11 protein-coding genes, 4 tRNA genes and 2 pseudogenes are annotated in these 16206 nt (G+C 60.2%); 9 read left to right on the top strand and 8 right to left on the bottom strand.

Annotated features, from left to right (window positions below; all coding sequences use genetic code 11):
• Window positions 1-7: 7 nt before the first annotated feature.
• Entirely contained in the window at window positions 8-1111 is a 1104-nt protein-coding gene (thiO, locus tag SLW75_RS26195) for a glycine oxidase ThiO (RefSeq protein WP_410935842.1), read from the top strand.
• On the opposite strand, the pseudogene SLW75_RS26190 reads toward thiO, so the two are convergent.
• The 6 genes and pseudogenes from SLW75_RS26190 to SLW75_RS26165 form a co-directional block, all read right to left on the bottom strand.
• Window positions 1081-1524, bottom strand: a pseudogene (locus SLW75_RS26190) (hypothetical protein). The gene thiO and the pseudogene SLW75_RS26190 overlap by 31 nt on opposite strands.
• Before the next feature lie 14 nt (window positions 1525-1538).
• Window positions 1539-2107: pseudogene (locus SLW75_RS26185) on the bottom strand (nucleotidyltransferase domain-containing protein).
• Window positions 2108-2183: 76 nt separating this feature from the next.
• On the bottom strand, window positions 2184-3524 hold the full coding sequence (locus SLW75_RS26180) for a sigma-54-dependent transcriptional regulator (protein ID WP_192133137.1): 1341 nt from the start codon (window positions 3522-3524) through the stop codon (window positions 2184-2186).
• A 2-nt stretch (window positions 3525-3526) separates the two neighbouring features.
• Window positions 3527-5119, bottom strand: a complete 1593-nt coding sequence (locus SLW75_RS26175; protein ID WP_410935820.1) for a sensor histidine kinase — start codon at window positions 5117-5119, stop codon at window positions 3527-3529.
• On the bottom strand, window positions 5109-5348 hold the full coding sequence (locus SLW75_RS26170; RefSeq protein WP_410935819.1) for a PP0621 family protein: 240 nt from the start codon (window positions 5346-5348) through the stop codon (window positions 5109-5111). Before SLW75_RS26170 ends, SLW75_RS26175 begins: the two co-directional genes overlap by 11 nt.
• Window positions 5349-5500: 152 nt before the next feature.
• Complete coding sequence (locus SLW75_RS26165; RefSeq protein ID WP_410935818.1) at window positions 5501-6523, bottom strand: outer membrane protein assembly factor BamD; 1023 nt, start codon at window positions 6521-6523, stop codon at window positions 5501-5503.
• 151 nt (window positions 6524-6674) lie between these two features.
• Between SLW75_RS26165 and rluD the strand changes: the two genes are divergently transcribed.
• From rluD to SLW75_RS26130, 7 genes are all read left to right on the top strand, one after another.
• Window positions 6675-7637, top strand: coding sequence for a 23S rRNA pseudouridine(1911/1915/1917) synthase RluD (rluD, locus tag SLW75_RS26160; RefSeq protein ID WP_410935817.1), 963 nt, complete (start codon window positions 6675-6677; stop codon window positions 7635-7637).
• An 8-nt stretch (window positions 7638-7645) separates the two neighbouring features.
• Complete coding sequence (pgeF, locus tag SLW75_RS26155; RefSeq protein WP_410935841.1) at window positions 7646-8374, top strand: peptidoglycan editing factor PgeF; 729 nt, start codon at window positions 7646-7648, stop codon at window positions 8372-8374.
• A 174-nt stretch (window positions 8375-8548) separates the two neighbouring features.
• Window positions 8549-11113: an ATP-dependent chaperone ClpB gene (clpB, locus tag SLW75_RS26150; protein ID WP_065987654.1), complete on the top strand. Its 2565-nt coding sequence runs from the start codon at window positions 8549-8551 to the stop codon at window positions 11111-11113.
• Window positions 11114-11461: 348 nt separating this feature from the next.
• Window positions 11462-11537: transfer RNA gene (locus SLW75_RS26145), tRNA-Asn, on the top strand.
• Between the two features lie 20 nt (window positions 11538-11557).
• Window positions 11558-11634 (top strand) — tRNA-Pro (locus SLW75_RS26140).
• Window positions 11635-11640: 6 nt separating this feature from the next.
• Window positions 11641-11716: transfer RNA gene (locus SLW75_RS26135), tRNA-Lys, on the top strand.
• Window positions 11717-11809: 93 nt separating this feature from the next.
• Window positions 11810-11886 (top strand) — tRNA-Pro (locus tag SLW75_RS26130).
• 102 nt (window positions 11887-11988) lie between these two features.
• Here SLW75_RS26130 and pstS read toward each other — a convergent pair.
• A complete protein-coding gene (gene pstS / locus SLW75_RS26125) occupies window positions 11989-13023 on the bottom strand; it encodes a phosphate ABC transporter substrate-binding protein PstS (protein WP_410935816.1) in 1035 nt (344 codons plus the stop codon).
• Between the two features lie 211 nt (window positions 13024-13234).
• Between pstS and SLW75_RS26120 the strand changes: the two genes are divergently transcribed.
• Entirely contained in the window at window positions 13235-14635 is a 1401-nt protein-coding gene (locus SLW75_RS26120; RefSeq protein ID WP_410935815.1) for a diguanylate cyclase domain-containing protein, read from the top strand.
• Window positions 14636-14737: 102 nt separating this feature from the next.
• Here the strand turns inward: SLW75_RS26120 and SLW75_RS26115 are convergent, their stop codons facing one another.
• Window positions 14738-16036 (bottom strand): NAD(P)/FAD-dependent oxidoreductase, encoded by a 1299-nt coding sequence (locus tag SLW75_RS26115; protein ID WP_065987651.1) that lies wholly within the window; start codon window positions 16034-16036, stop codon window positions 14738-14740.
• Between the last annotated feature and the right edge of the window lie 170 nt (window positions 16037-16206).

The raw sequence follows: 16206 nt of genomic DNA, 5'->3' as shown, positions 1-16206 counted from the left end.
GGCCGTCGTGCTAAATCAAAACATAGTCATCATCGGCGGAGGCGTCATCGGCCTTCTGACCGCCTTCAACCTCGCCTCCAAAGTCCGAAGCGTAACGCTGATCGACCGATCGGAAGTCGGCCAGGAATCCTCTTGGGCCGGTGGCGGCATTGTGTCTCCGCTTTACCCGTGGCGCTACAGCCCCGCCGTAACGGCACTCTCGCACTGGTCGCAGGATTTTTATCCGCAGCTCGCCGAGCGCTTGCTGGCAATGACCGGCATCGATCCGCAAGTGCACAAGACCGGCCTTTACTGGCTGGATCTCGACGACGAAGCAGAGGCGCTCGAATGGGCAGCGCGTGTGAATCGTCCGCTGACATCGGTGGATATTTCTGCGGTCTACGACGCCGTGCCCGTCATGGGCGGCGGGTATTCACGTGCGGTGCACATGGCCGATGTCGCTAACGTGCGCAACCCGCGTCTGGTCAAGTCGCTCAAGGCTGCGTTACTGGCATTGCCCAACGTGGTGATTCGCGAGCACTGCCAGGTCATCGACTTTGTGCGCGAAGGTGATCGCGTCCTGGGTGTCACGACGGACGGGGGCGATGTGCTCGGCGACAGCGTGGTGCTGGCCGCCGGTGCATGGAGCGGTGATCTGCTCGGCAAATTGGGGCTGGCGCTGCCCGTTGAGCCGGTCAAAGGCCAGATGATCCTCTACAAGTGCGCCGCCGACTTTCTGCCGAGCATGATCCTCGCCAAGGGTCGTTACGCGATCCCTCGGCGTGACGGGCATATCCTCATCGGCAGTACGCTTGAGCACGAAGGTTTTGATAAGACACCCACTGAAAATGCTCTGGAAAGCTTGAAAGCTTCGGCGATCGAACTGATCCCGGCTCTGGCGGATGCGCACGTGGTCGGGCACTGGGCGGGGTTGCGACCGGGGTCGCCTGACGGCATTCCATTCATCGGGCCGGTGCCAAATCATCAAGGCCTGTGGCTGAACTGCGGGCACTACCGCAATGGCCTTGTGCTGGCGCCGGCGTCGTGTCAGTTGCTGACGGATTTGCTGGTCGGGGAAGTGCCGATTATTGATGAAGCGCCTTATGCGCCAGAGGGGAGACTGAAACCATGAGCGGCCATCTCCGACGCCAGTAGCCCTCGAAGTGCTTCGGTACTCGTGAGTAGCTCCGCGAGCAACGCGTCATCGATATCCATGTAGCCTTCGTACTCAGCGAGGTTTCTGCGCTCGTGGCAAAGCGCAGAGAGCCGTACCCGCACTTTATCCAGATCAGCGTGTGTGGAAGGCACTGAAACACAAGATAGCGGCGGTCCGACCGGTATCCTTTCAGGCGCAGTGCCGACAGCGCCATTGCGTGTGCAGCGTTATAGGCCAGATCAAAACGGCTGGCGTATGAAAGAGCGGAATTATGAGCGTCCAACAGCCTATCAAGGGCCGAGCGGACCAGTCCGATATTCGTTCTTGTCAGCAGGCTCGGCTTTCAATCCGCCGGTACGTACCAAGTTCGCCAAAGGCTCGTTGCCCATTCCGTGGGTTCTCCCTAATCGCTTCCGATGATGTCGATCTTTTCCTGCTCTGCCACTCGGGTCACGAAGCTGTTGCCGGTGGCGAGCTTCGCTTTCCAGTCCGACGGCGTGTAGAGCGTTGGGCTGATGGGCCTGCCCAGCATCTCTTCGAGCGGGATCATACGCTCCATCACTTCGCTGTAGCTGACGCCTTCACCGATCAGCATCAGATCTATGTCGCTGGATGTGTTGGCGGTCCCTTTCGCAACCGAGCCGTAGATAAACGCTCGCTGAATCTGGTCTGCGAAAGGCAGCAACTCCACTCGGAGGTGATCGGCGTGCCGAATGTTTTGCGCACAAGGCCAACCAGTTCGGGGTACACCGGACTTTCAGGATTCGCCTGATAATGGATTTGGTTGCCCTGCCGGGTTGCGGTCAGCAAACCTGCTGAGTGCAATTTCTCCAGCTCACGAGTTGTGCTGCCTTTGCCGACCTGGACCCAGCGACTGATTTCGTTGGTATAGAAGCTCCGCTCCGGATTGCCGAAGAGCAGGCCCAGCACTCGTTGCTGAGTCGTGGTGAAGAGCGCGTCGCCGATGTTCATAGGGATCTGTCTAGATAAGTCCCAAAAAGGGAACGATAGGTCCCTTTTTGGGACCTGCCCAGCGCGGCGTAATCCATCACTCCAATCCCAACTTCTTCAACCGATAACGCATCGACCTGAACGTCAAATTCAAACGCTGCGCTGCCGCCGTGCGATTCCAGCGGGTTTCTTCCAGCGCCTGCAGGATCAGTTTGCGCTCGATGCTTTCCAGATAGTCTTCCAGGTTATCAATGTTGGCCAGGCTCGGGCCGTTCTCCTCGGCGGGGCGTGATGGCTCGGCCAGGCGCAGGTCCGCGGTGTCGATCTGATCGTCTTCGCACAGCGTGTATGCCCGCTCAAGCATGTTTTCCAGCTCGCGCACGTTGCCGGGGAAGCGATAGCCCTTGAGGGCCGCCAGCGCATGGGGCGGTAGGACGGTCGCTGGCTCACCGGCGGACTCGGTCAGGCGGCGCAGTACGCTGTTGGCGATCTCTTCGATGTCTTCGCGACGTTCGCGCAACGGCGGCACGCGCAGCTCGATGACGTTCAGTCGGTAATACAAATCCTGCCGGAAACGCCCGGCAGCCACTTCCTGATTAAGGTCCTTGTGGGTCGCGCACAGCACGCGAACATCCACCACTTGCTCCTGCTGACCGCCGATGGCGCGAACGGACTTTTCCTGGATCGCGCGGAGCAGTTTCACCTGCATCGCCAGCGGCAGGTCAGCCACTTCATCGAGAAACAGGGTGCCGCCGTGGGCGACCTGAAACAGCCCGGGCTTGTCTTCATGGGCGCCGGTGAAGCTGCCTTTGCGATGTCCGAAGAATTCGCTTTCCATCAGCTCTGAAGGGATCGCGCCACAATTGACCGGCACAAACGGCTGCTCGGCGCGCGGGCCTTGCTCATGAATAAGCCGGGCGACCAGTTCTTTGCCGCTGCCCGATTCGCCGCTGATGTAGATCGGCGCCTGGCTGCGCGCCAGTTTGGCGATCTGCTTGCGCAGCGCCTGCATCGGCGGGGAGCTGCCCAGCAGGCGATGGTCAATGCGATTTTCTTCGGCAGGCGCGGTGCGCAGGCGCAAGGCGCTGGACACCAACTCACGCAACCGTGTCAGGTCGACCGGCTTGGTCAGGAAATCGAACGCGCCGGCTTTCAGTGCATGGATCGCCGTGTCGAGGCTGCCATGGGCGGTGATCATCGCCACCGGTACCTGGTTGTGGCGTTTCTGAATGTGTTGCACCAACTCCAGGCCGTTGCCATCGGGCAAGCGCATGTCGGTCAGGCACAGGTCGAACGGCTCGCGGGCCAGCCACTCCTGGGCTTCCTTGACGTTGCGCGCGCTGCGGGTGTCCAGTTTCATCCGACCGAGCGTGATTTCCAGCAGCTCGCGAATGTCCGGCTCATCGTCGACGATCAGGATCTTTTGCCGTTGGCTCATGTTCAGCTCAGCTTGAACGGATGGGCGAAGGTCATTCGCATGCAGCTTCCGCCGCCTTCCCGTGGAATGTAATTGAGGCTCGCCTGATTGCTTTCGCACAACTCGCGCGAGAGATACAGGCCCAGGCCGGTTCCTTTGCTTTCGGTGGTGAAGAAGGGTTCGAAGATTTTCGCCAGATGCTCTTCGGCAACACCCGGTCCGTCGTCGAGGACGTCCAGCGTCGGCAGTTCGCTGTACGGGGCTTGAAACAACCTTAGCCAAACTTGCGCGTGTTCGTGGAGCTGGCCGCTGTAGCGCAAACCGTTTTGCACCAGATTGCTCATCACCTGCTGCAATTGTTCGGCGTCCATCTGCGTACTGAGCACGCCTGCGCCGATGTCCAGATGCACGCTTTGACCCGCCGTCAGCTCATCCCGAAGGTTAACGACGAACGCCTCCAGCCATTGCTTGAGATCGAGCAGCTGGGGTTCGGTCTGACGTCGACGAGACAGCTGCAGAACGTTCTCGATCACCAGATTCATCCGCCGCGATTGGTCGTGAATGATCTGATTGAGACGCCGGTCCGGCGCGGTCAGTTCCTCCGATTCCAGCAGCAGTTGCGCGGCATGACTGATGGCGCCCAGCGGGTTGCGGATCTCGTGGGCAATACCGGCGGTCAGTCTGCCCAGCGCGGCCAGTTTGAGCTGCTGGGCCTGTTGGGAAATCTGGGACAGGTCATCGAGAAATACCAACGTGTGGCGATGACTGCCGCGTGCCAGTGGGATGAAACCCGGACGCAGCACCGGACCAATGGCCGAAGTGGTGATGCTGCGCGGGGCCATCGACGGGTTGGTCATCCATTGACCCAGGCGCTCGACCAGTTGCGGCGAATAGGCGTCGACGATTTCGCCCAGCAAGCGCTCGTGGCCCAGCAAATTCAGCGCGCTCTGGTTGGCGAGCAGTACCTTGTGGTCCTCGTCGAGCACCAGAATGCCGGTGCGCATGCGCTGCAGGATCAGCGCGTTGAGCTCTTCAAGGTTGTCGACGTCAGCGGCGCGACGTTCGGCGATGTCTTCACTGAGCTGCAAGCGGCGTGACAGGGCCTGAACCAGCAGTGCCGCCGCAAAACACAGGGCGCCCAGCGAGCCGGCCTGCACGAAATGGTTGGCGGCAGAGGGCTTGTGATAGCTGATGTAGAAGGTCAGATAGATGATGCCGATGGCTGACAGGGCGGCAATCAGCAGGCCGGTTCGCTTGCGCAGGAGCACATTGCTGATTGCCACCGAGGCGATGATCAGGTTGCCAATGCCGCTCGGTGCACCGCCCCCGGCGTAGAACAGCGCCGCCAGCATCAGCGTGTCGGCCATGGCGAGGGAGAACAGTTGCCCCTGACGGCTCGGGCGTTCGAGCAGCACCACGACAAGGATGTTGAAGACCAGATACAGCCAACAGCCGATGCGGAACAGCTCGATGTCGGCCAGCTCCAGCAATTCGGCGTCCAGGCTGCTGGAGATCAGCAGCACCAGCAGCACGCCGATGCTCAGACGATAGAGGTGATATAGCCGCAGGATGCGTTGGGCCTGAGGCGTCGCCAGCGACAGGCTATCAGCGGTCACGTGCAACGGGGCCCTGCAAACGGTGCGCTTCGGTGCAATACCATTGCTGGTTCTGGCTCAGCGCGCGATCGCGAGGGATATGCACGCCACATTGCGCGCAACGCACCATGGGCGCTGCGTCGAGCTCCGGCGTTGCGCGGTTCGGGCGTGGGGCAGGCCCTTTGACCAAGCGTTTGAAAAACCAGACGACCGCCACAATCAGGGCGAGCCACATAATCAAGCGAATCATGTCTGTCAGCTTATGAAGTGAAGAGCGCGCAGTGTAGCCAAGCGGATGTCGGGCGCACAGTCATCTCCATCGCCGGATGCTGTCGGAAAGTGGTCGGGCATGAAAAAAGGCCCCGAAGGGCCTCTTATAGCTGACGTTTGGCAGGGACTGAATCAGTCGAACAGGCCAAAGGTCATGTAGCTGAAGATCGAGCGGCTTTTCGGCGTGCCGTCGTCGTCATCGTTTTTCTTCTCTTCGTCAGCCGACTGGTTCTCAGGCAACAGTTCGGCAGGGATGGCTTCCTTGGCGTCCTGATACTGCTTGATCACGTCCTGGTTGGCGCGGGTTTGTCCTGGCGGCAGCGGCGGACGGCTTTCAATCAGACCCAGGGTCGCCTTGGACAGCCAGGAGCGGTTGTCGGCTTCTGCCGTGCGCGCTTCGAACTTGCCATCTACCAGCTGCGGGTGATCCGGATAGTTGGTTTTCAGGACTTCCAGGCTGGTGTCAGCCAGGTCGTCCAGGTGCAGACGCTGATAAGCCTCGACCATGACCGCCAGGCCGTCACCGACCGATGGGGTTTCCTGGAAGTTTTCGACAACGTAACGACCGCGGTTGGCCGCTGCGACGTAAGCCTGACGGGTCAGGTAGTAGTCGGCAACGTGAATCTCGTAGGCGGCCAGCAGGTTGCGCAGGTAAATCATGCGCTGCTTGGCGTCAGGGGCGTAGCGGCTGTTCGGGTAGCGGCTGGTCAGCTGGGCGAACTCGTTGTACGAATCGCGAGCAGCGCCCGGATCACGCTTGGTCTGATCCAGCGGCAGGAAGCGGGCAATGATGCCGACGTCCTGGTCGAACGAGGTCAGGCCCTTGAGGTAATAGGCGTAGTCGACGTTCGGGTGTTGCGGGTGCAGACGAATGAAACGCTCGGCCGCCGACTTGGCAGCCTCGGGCTCGCCATTCTTGTAGTTGGCGTAGATCAGCTCGAGTTGCGCCTGGTCAGCATAGCGACCGAACGGATAACGCGACTCCAGCGCCTTGAGCTTCTCGGTGGCGCTGTTATAGCTGTTGTTGTCCAGATCGGCCTGCGCCTGCTGGTACAGCTCGACTTCACTGAGGTTTTCGTCGATGACTTCTTTCTTCGAAGAACAGGCAACAGTAAGTCCGAGGATGGCTATCAGCAGCAGGTGTTTCACTTGCATGGCGGCTTGCGTCCCTATAACGGCCTGCTGTCTTGCGCAGGACCGTCCTGTTATGATGGGCGCCCCGTGGAACCCCCGGGACAAAAGACGCCGTATTTAACCACAAGCGCACAGCCGAAACCAAAGGCCAGTGCCACCTCCTAGTTTGAGCATGTCTGAGATCATAGAACTCCGCGCAGAGGTGCCGTCCGAATTGGGCGGTCAACGCCTCGACCAAGTCGCCGCCCAACTATTCGCAGAGCACTCGCGCTCGCGCCTTTCCGCCTGGATCAAAGACGGCCGCCTGACTGTGGATGGCGGCGTTTTGCGCCCGCGTGACATCGTGCATGGCGGCGCCGTTCTGCTCCTCAAAGCCGAGCAGGAAGCCCAGGGCGAGTGGATCGCGCAGGACATCGAGCTCGATATCGTCTACGAAGACGACCAGATCCTGGTGATCAACAAGCCGTCCGGTCTGGTGGTGCATCCGGCAGCAGGTCATGCCGACGGCACCCTGCTCAACGCTTTGCTGCATCACGTGCCGGACATCATCAATGTCCCGCGTGCCGGCATCGTGCACCGCCTGGACAAGGACACCACCGGTCTGATGGTGGTCGCCAAGACCATCCAGGCGCAGACGCAACTGGTCACCCAGCTGCAGAATCGCAGCGTCAGCCGCATCTATGAGTGCATCGTCATCGGCGTGGTGACCTCGGGTGGCAAGATCAACGCACCCATCGGTCGTCATGGCCAGCAGCGTCAGCGCATGGCGGTCATGGAAGGCGGCAAGCCTGCGGTCAGCCACTACCGGGTTCTGGAGCGTTTCCGTTCGCACACCCACGTGCGGGTGAAGCTGGAAACCGGGCGCACCCACCAGATCCGCGTACACATGGCCCACATCAACTTCCCGCTGGTCGGCGATCCTGCCTACGGCGGTCGTTTCCGTATTCCGCCTGCAGCCAGTGTCACCATGGTCGAATCGCTGAAACACTTCCCGCGTCAGGCGCTGCATGCGCGTTTCCTTGAACTGGATCATCCGACGACCGGTAAGCCCATGAGCTGGGAATCGCCGCTGCCGGACGACTTTGTCTGGCTGCTGACCCTGCTCAAGCAAGACCGCGAAGCGTTCATCGGATGACTGAGCGCGTGACGGACTGGCTGATTCCCGACTGGCCTGCGCCGGCGGGTGTCAAAGCGTGCGTCACGACGCGTTCGGGCGGTGTCAGTGTGGCGCCGTTCGACAGCTTCAATCTCGGCGATCACGTTGATGACGATCCGGCAGCCGTTACACACAACCGTTCGGCGCTGACCACACGCCTGCACGTTCAGCCTGCATGGCTGAAGCAGGTTCACGGTATTGACGTCGTCGAGGCTGCACCGGCAGATGTACTTCAGGCTGATGCCAGCTGGAGCCGAACCCCGGGCGTTGCCTGCACCATCATGACGGCTGATTGCCTGCCGGCGCTGTTCTGCAACAAAGCCGGTACTCAGGTCGCCGCTGCCCATGCAGGTTGGCGCGGTCTGGCGGCAGGTGTGCTTGAGGCGACTGTGGACAGTTTTGCCGATGCGTCATCCGACATCCTCGTCTGGCTTGGCCCTGCCATCGGGCCGCAGGCATTCGAAGTCGGTCCCGAAGTGCGTGAAGCCTTTATAGCCATGCACCCCGAGACGGCCGATGCGTTCGTGCCGGGCGCCAACGCCGGCAAATTCATGGCCGACATCTATCAGTTGGCGCGTCTGCGTCTCGCTGCCCACGGTGTCACAGCGGTCTACGGCGGCGGTTTTTCGACCTATAACGATGAGCGCTTCTTTTCTTATCGCCGTGGCGCACGCACTGGACGCTTCGCTTCGCTTGTCTGGGTCGAAGCCCGGTAGCCTCCGCCGCTCCACTCATTCCTCCCGAATCCTCTCCTTCAAGCTAATGTTGACCCATGTCAACCAGTGCGCGCTTGAATCCTGCCTAATCGACCGCATCTAAAGAATCATCTGGCAGGTTTTCTTTATTAGGTGTGTTCATTGCTCCGGCCTGCCCATATAGGAAGGTGAAGAATGCGTATTGACCGTTTAACCAGCAAATTACAACTCGCTCTCTCGGATTCTCAATCACTGGCGGTGGGCCTGGACCATCCGGCTATCGAACCCGCGCACCTGATGCAGGCGCTGCTTGAGCAGCAGGGCGGTTCGATCAAGCCTTTGCTGCTGCAAGTGGGCTTCGATATCAACAGCCTGCGCACCGCGCTGACCAAAGAGCTCGACCAACTGCCGAAGATCCAGAACCCGACTGGCGACGTGAACATGTCGCAGGACCTGGCGCGCCTGTTGAACCAGGCCGATCGCCTGGCTCAGCAGAAGGGCGATCAGTTCATCTCCAGCGAGCTGGTGTTGCTCGCCGCGATGGACGAGAACAGCAAACTCGGCAAGCTCCTGCTCGGCCAGGGCGTCAGCAAGAAAGCCCTGGAAAACGCCATTAGCAACCTGCGGGGCGGCGATGCCGTCAACGACCCGAACGCAGAGGAATCCCGTCAGGCGCTGGACAAGTACACCGTCGACCTGACCAAGCGCGCCGAGGAAGGCAAGCTCGACCCGGTGATTGGCCGCGACGACGAGATCCGTCGGACCATCCAGGTACTGCAGCGTCGGACCAAGAACAACCCTGTGCTGATCGGTGAGCCTGGCGTGGGTAAAACCGCCATCGCCGAAGGCCTTGCCCAGCGCATCATCAACGGCGAAGTGCCGGACGGGCTGCGAGGCAAGCGTCTGCTGTCGCTGGACATGGGCGCACTGATCGCGGGTGCCAAGTTCCGTGGCGAATTCGAAGAGCGCCTGAAAGGCCTGCTCAACGAACTGTCGAAGCAGGAAGGGCAGATCATCCTGTTCATCGACGAGCTGCACACCATGGTCGGTGCCGGCAAGGCCGAAGGCTCGATGGATGCCGGCAACATGCTCAAGCCGGCGCTGGCCCGGGGTGAGTTGCATTGCGTGGGCGCCACGACGCTCAACGAGTACCGCCAATACATAGAGAAGGACGCTGCCCTCGAGCGTCGCTTCCAGAAAGTGCTGGTGGATGAGCCGAGCGAAGAAGACACCATCGCCATCTTGCGCGGCCTCAAAGAGCGCTATGAGGTTCACCACAAGGTGGCGATCACTGACGGCGCAATCATTGCGGCCGCCAAGCTCAGCCACCGCTACATCACCGACCGGCAACTGCCGGACAAAGCCATCGACCTGATCGACGAAGCCGCCAGCCGCATCCGCATGGAGATCGACTCCAAGCCGGAAGTGCTCGACCGTCTTGAACGTCGCCTGATCCAGCTGAAGGTGGAAGCGCAGGCGCTGAAGAAGGAAGACGACGAGGCCGCGATCAAGCGCCTGGAAAAACTCCAGGAAGAGATTCAGCGCCTTGAGCGGGAATACGCCGACCTCGAAGAAATCTGGACCTCTGAAAAAGCGGAAGTGACCGGTTCTGCACAGATCCAGCAGAAGATCGAGCAGTCCCGCCAGGAACTGGAAGCGGCGCGGCGTAAGGGCGACCTCAACCGCATGGCCGAATTGCAATACGGCGTGATTCCCGATCTGGAACGCAGCCTGCAGATGGTCGACCAGCACGGCAAGCCGGAAAACCAGTTGCTGCGCAGCAAGGTGACCGAGGAAGAGATTGCCGAAGTCGTGTCCAAGTGGACCGGCATTCCGGTTTCGAAGATGCTCGAAGGCGAGCGTGACAAGCTGCTGAAGATGGAAGAGCTGCTGCACCAGCGGGTGATCGGCCAGAACGAAGCGGTCGTCGCCGTGGCCAACGCGGTGCGCCGGTCGCGTGCCGGGTTGTCGGACCCGAATCGTCCGAGCGGCTCGTTTATGTTCCTCGGCCCAACCGGTGTGGGTAAGACCGAGCTGTGCAAGGCGCTGGCGGAGTTCCTGTTCGACACCGAAGAGGCCATGGTGCGCATCGACATGTCTGAGTTCATGGAGAAACATTCCGTGGCTCGTCTGATCGGCGCGCCACCTGGCTATGTCGGGTACGAAGAGGGCGGTTATCTGACCGAAGCGGTACGCCGCAAGCCTTACTCGGTCATCCTGCTGGACGAAGTCGAGAAAGCGCACCCGGACGTCTTCAACGTCCTGCTGCAAGTGCTCGAAGACGGGCGTCTGACCGACAGTCACGGGCGTACGGTGGATTTCCGTAATACCGTGATCGTCATGACCTCCAACCTCGGCTCGGCTCGCATCCAGGAGCTGGTGGGCGATCGGGAAGGGCAGCGCGCGGCGGTCATGGATGCGCTCACCACGCACTTCCGTCCGGAGTTCATCAATCGGGTGGATGAAGTGGTGATCTTCGAACCGCTGGCCCGCGATCAGATCGCAGGCATCACCGAGATCCAACTCGGCCGCCTGCGCAAGCGTCTGGCGGAGCGCGATCTGGGGCTGGAGCTGTCCAGCGAGGCGATGGACAAGCTGATCGCTGTCGGCTACGACCCTGTGTATGGCGCGCGGCCGCTCAAGCGGGCCATCCAGCGCTGGATCGAAAACCCGCTGGCTCAGTTGATTCTGTCGGGTGGCTTCATGCCTGGCACCAGCATCAGAGGCACGGTGCAGGACGACGAGATCGTCTTCGGCTGATCCGCACTTCTATATAGAAACGCAACGGGCTCTCCTGATGGGGGCCCTTTTTTATGCGGGGTGATTTATTCGCCGAGCGCAAGATTTTCGCGAGGTTGAGGGCGATCCGCAAAAAATTCGCAAATCATTGTCTTGAAAGCAATTTAGAGGGTTGACAGGTGTTTCTGGAAATGTAGAATAGCGCGCCTCAGAGACGTGAACGCAGCGATGCAGACAGGTCGAAGAGGCTGAAAATGCGGTAGGTTCAGTGAGGTAAACGCCAGATTCGTTTGGTGCGAAATTACTGAATTTGTTGTGTTGAAGCGCGTCAAACGCTGCATCTGAAATTGATAGATTTGAAAAGATCGTTCCGTGATAGCTCAGTCGGTAGAGCAAATGACTGTTAATCATTGGGTCCCAGGTTCGAGTCCTGGTCACGGAGCCAATTTCAAGAGGTAGTACCGTCGGGGTATAGCGCAGTCCGGTAGCGCGCCTGCTTTGGGAGCAGGATGTCAGGAGTTCGAATCCCCTTACCCCGACCATTATTTGGGTCGTTAGCTCAGTTGGTAGAGCAGTTGGCTTTTAACCAATTGGTCGTAGGTTCGAATCCCACACGACCCACCATTTTTGACCTGGCTTCATCGGGTTGGATCTTAGGGAGTGACGCCATTCGCGTCACCCGCTCTGGAAACGCCTTAGGGTGTTTTCATGTTTCACCGGGGTATAGCGCAGTCCGGTAGCGCGCCTGCTTTGGGAGCAGGATGTCAGGAGTTCGAATCCCCTTACCCCGACCATTTTCGCCTAAGCAGTATCCGGGCAGAAAATACCGCTTCAACGCCACTCGCGCTGAAGCTACAAAAAAGCGTCCCTCGGGACGCTTTTTTCGTTTCTGGCTTTCACTGAGCCTTGGGCGGATTAGCCCAGTACGCCTCGATCTGATTCCTCAGGTCATCCGGGATCGGCGCGAAGTCCAGCGAGCGTGCGTGTTCCTGCCCGCTCTCCAGCGTCCAGCGAAAGAAATCCTGGACGGTCTTCTGACGATCAGCGTCCTTGGGTTGCCTGTACATCACGATGAACGTCGCGGCGGTGATCGGGTAAGCGTTTTCCCCCGGCGCGTCGAGCATCGACAGGTCAAAATCCTTCGCGTTTTTCCAGTCTGCCGTCGCGGCTGCCGCCTGAAAGCTTTCGGTGCTCGGCGTCACGAACGTGCCGGCAGCGTTCTGCAACAGCCCATAATTCAACTTCTGCTGTTTGACGTAGGCGTACTCGACGTAGCCGATCGAGTTCGGCACCTGTTTCACGTACGTCGCCACGCCCTCGCTGCCCTTGCTGCCCATGCCCACCGGCCAGTGCACCGATGCGCCTGCCCCGAGCTGACTCTTCCATTGCGGGCTGACCTTCGCCAGATAGCTGACCCAGTTAAACGTGGTGCCGGAATCATCCGAGCGGTACACGACGCTGATTTTCGCGTCAGGCAATTTCACGCCCGGGTTGAGGGCGGCGAGGGCCGGGTCATTCCATTTGCTGATCTTCCCCAGGTAGATGTCGGCCAGCACTGGGCCTGTGAATTTCAGGGTGCCGGGTTTGACCGAGGCGACGTTGATGACCGGTACGATGCCGCCGATCACCGAGGGAAATTGCTGCAGCCCGAAGGATTGCAGGTCTGCCGAGCTCATCGGCCGGTCGGTCGCACCGAAATCCACGGCGCCTTCCTTGATCAGCGCAATGCCTGCGCCAGAGCCGATATATTGGTAGTTAACCTTGATCTGGGTCTTCTGGTTGTAGTCAGTCGCCCACTTGTACAGCACCGGATAAATAAACGTGGAGCCGGCGCCGGTGACCTCGGACGCTGCGCCTGCCGTGGCGGCCATGGATAGATTGAGCGCGATGCCAAGGCCTGCGGCCAGCATCAGTCGGGAGAGCTGCGACATGGATGACTTCCTGTAATCGAGCGACATCGGGGTGAGATGCGTTGATGGGATCACAGCAAACAGCACGTTTTTATGACAAGGCGTGACAGAATTCCTTCTTTGATAGCGTGATCAATTGCCACGGCCAGGTCAGTTATTTACACGTCGCTCCGGTGCGGATTCATGAGGCCGGGTATAGACTTCAGGCAGTCTTTTCAGGATCGGCCGTGTTATGAAGTCGCCAACTCCTTCATTCGAGCAACAGCGACTTGAAGCGCTGCATCTTCTCGAAGTACTCGACACCCCACCCGAGGTCGCGCTGGACCGGATCACTCGTCTGGTGGCGCAAGTGCTGAACGTGCCTATTGCCCTGATATCGCTGGTGGATCAGGACCGCCAGTGGTTCAAGTCCCGAGTGGGGCTTGAGGCTGTCGAGTTGCCGCGGGAGCTCGCTTTCTGTGCGCACGCCATCCTTGAGGCCACCGAGCTTGTGGTGCCCGATGCCATCGAGGACGCGCGGTTCTGCAACAGCCAACTGGTCACCGGCGATCCCCATGTCCGCTTTTATGCCGGCGTACCCATACGCACCAGCCAGGGCTTCGCTGTGGGCACGCTTTGCGCCATTGACGCACGGCCCAGAATCCTTACCCCAGACGAGCTGTCCATCCTCCACGACCTGGCCGAGATCGTCAGCCGCGAAATGCAGCTGCGGGAAAACCTGATGCTGACGCGGATTCAGAAGAACCGCTCCGAAGCAATGTTTCAGGCCAGCGAGGCAGGCTATCGCTCGATGTTCGAGCTGGCCTCGGTGGGCATTGCGCTGGTTGCGCCGGATGGTGGCTGGATCAGCGTCAACGCCGCGCTGTGCGACGTCCTTGGCTACGCACCCGACGAGCTCCAGCATCTGACGTTTCAAGACATCACTCACCCCGACGATCTGGACAGTGACCTGGAGATGCTCCACCAGCTGAGTGTCGGTGAAATCAACAGCTACCAGATGGAAAAGCGTTACCTACGCAAAAACGGCAGCGCGGTCTGGGTCAATCTGAGCGTCACGAAGAAGCTGTCCGAAGCCGGAGAGCTGGAATATTTCATCTCCATCATTCAGAACATTCAGGCGCGCAAAGAGCTTGAGCAGGAAGCCCGACATGACGCCCTGACCGGCCTGCACAATCGCCGCGCGCTGGACTCGCTGTTGCCGATCGCTCAGGCCCGTGCCGACCGCTCCAGGTTGCAGCTGGCGTTGATGTTCATCGATCTGGATGGGTTCAAAGTCATCAACGACAGTTACGGGCACGATGCCGGGGATGATCTGCTGCGCGCTGTTTCCACACGTTTGCAGAGCTGCATTCGCAGGACTGACAGCCTGGTGCGGCTGGCCGGTGATGAATTCATCGTGATCCTGGAAGGCATCACGCCGGGTGTGGAGGAGGCCCGCGAAGTGGCTCAGAAACTCCTCGTCGCGATTGCACAGCCCCTTACAATCAAAGGCGATGTCATTCGCTGCAACGCAAGTATCGGCTTTTCCATGTACGAACCCTGCTCGGGCAAGGCCCCTGACGAACTCATGCGCGAAGCCGACCGCTGGATGTACAAGGCCAAGCATCTGGGCAAAGGGCAGGTGATGCCTTAGCGCAGGCGTGCGCTCGTGGCAGACAAGTTGCGGGGGAGGTAGTGCAGAATGGCGAGGAATGAGGCCCGCCGCACTGGCGCGGCGGACCTGCAGGACTGAGCCTTAGTGCAGCTTCATCCGTGGCTCGGTGCCGCGGCCGATTCGGCTGCCCAGCATGAGCATCAACGTGCGGAACATGCCGTAGAGTGCCATCTGGTGCATGCGGTACAGCGAAACGTAGAACATCCGCGCCAGCCAGCCTTCGAGCATGACACTGCCGGTCAGATTCCCCATCAGATTACCGACTGCCGAGAACTTCGACAGCGAGATCAGCGAGCCGTAGTCCTGATAGCGATACTCGGGCAGCGTGCCGCCCTCGATGCGCAGCTTCAGCGATTTCACCAGCAACGACGCTTGTTGATGCGCCGCTTGCGCACGGGGCGGGACATTGCGGTCGGTGCCTTTTTGCGGGCAGGCCGCGCAGTCGCCGAAGGCGAAGATACTGTCGTCGCGGGTGGTCTGTAGCGTCGGACGCACCTGCAGCTGATTGATGCGGTTGGTCTCAAGACCGGCGATGCCCTCCAGAAACGCCGGAGCGCGGATGCCCGCCGCCCAGACCTTCAGCGTTGCAGGAATCACCTGACCGGTCGCAGTCACCAGGCTGTCAGCCGTCACCTCGCTGACCGCCGAGTTGGTCAACACCGTCACGCCGAGTTTCTCCAGCGTCTTGTGTACCGGGCCGCCAATACGCTCCGGCAGTGCCGGGAGGACGCGCGGCCCGGCCTCGATCACGGTGATGCGCAGGTTTTCCGGCTTGATCTGGCCGAGCCCGTAGGCCGCCAGTTCATGCGCAGCGTTGTGCAGCTCTGCGGCCAGTTCGACACCGGTCGCGCCGGCACCGACGATGGCGACGTTGATTTCTTCGGCCGCATCGTTCTGGCTGGCGTGGGCCTGCAAATAGCGATTCAGCAATTGCTGATGGAAGCGCTCGGCCTGCTTGCGCGTGTCGAGGAAAAGGCAGTGCTCAGCCGCGCCTTTGGTGCCGAAATCATTGGTCGTGCTGCCCACGGAAATGACCAGCGAGTCGTAATCCAGGCTGCGCGCCGGGACCAGCGCATTGCCGTTTTCGTCGAGGGTCTCGGCCAGGTGGATCTGCTTGTTTTCGCGGTCCAGCCCGGTCATGCGGCCCATCTGAAACTGAAAATGGTTCCACTTGGCTTGCGCCACGTAGTTCAGTTCGTCCTCATAAGAGTTGAGCGAACCGGCGGCCACTTCGTGCAGCAGCGGTTTCCAGATGTGGGTCAGATTGGCGTCCACCAGCGTGACGCTGGCCTTGCCTTTCTTGCCGAGGGTTTTACCCAGACGGGTAGCCAGTTCCAGACCGCCAGCGCCTCCGCCGACAATCACAATACGATGGGTCATGGGGATATCTCATAAGGCTTAAGGAATTCTGTGTCAGCGAAATCCGCGCGAGCGCAAGGCAGCTCATAGCGTCAGATCGCTCAGCAAACGGGTCAACGGGCCCGGTCCGAGCACCACCACAAGGAGCAGCCGAAGCCAAAAAGGCCAGCGCTCGACTTGGGGTGGGGGCT

The organism is Pseudomonas sp. W5-01 (genome assembly GCF_046540435.1).
GTDB lineage: Bacteria > Pseudomonadota > Gammaproteobacteria > Pseudomonadales > Pseudomonadaceae > Aquipseudomonas > Aquipseudomonas graminis_B.
The sequence above is the reverse complement of the archived record's forward strand: the minus strand, read 5'-3'. Positions and strand labels throughout refer to the sequence as shown.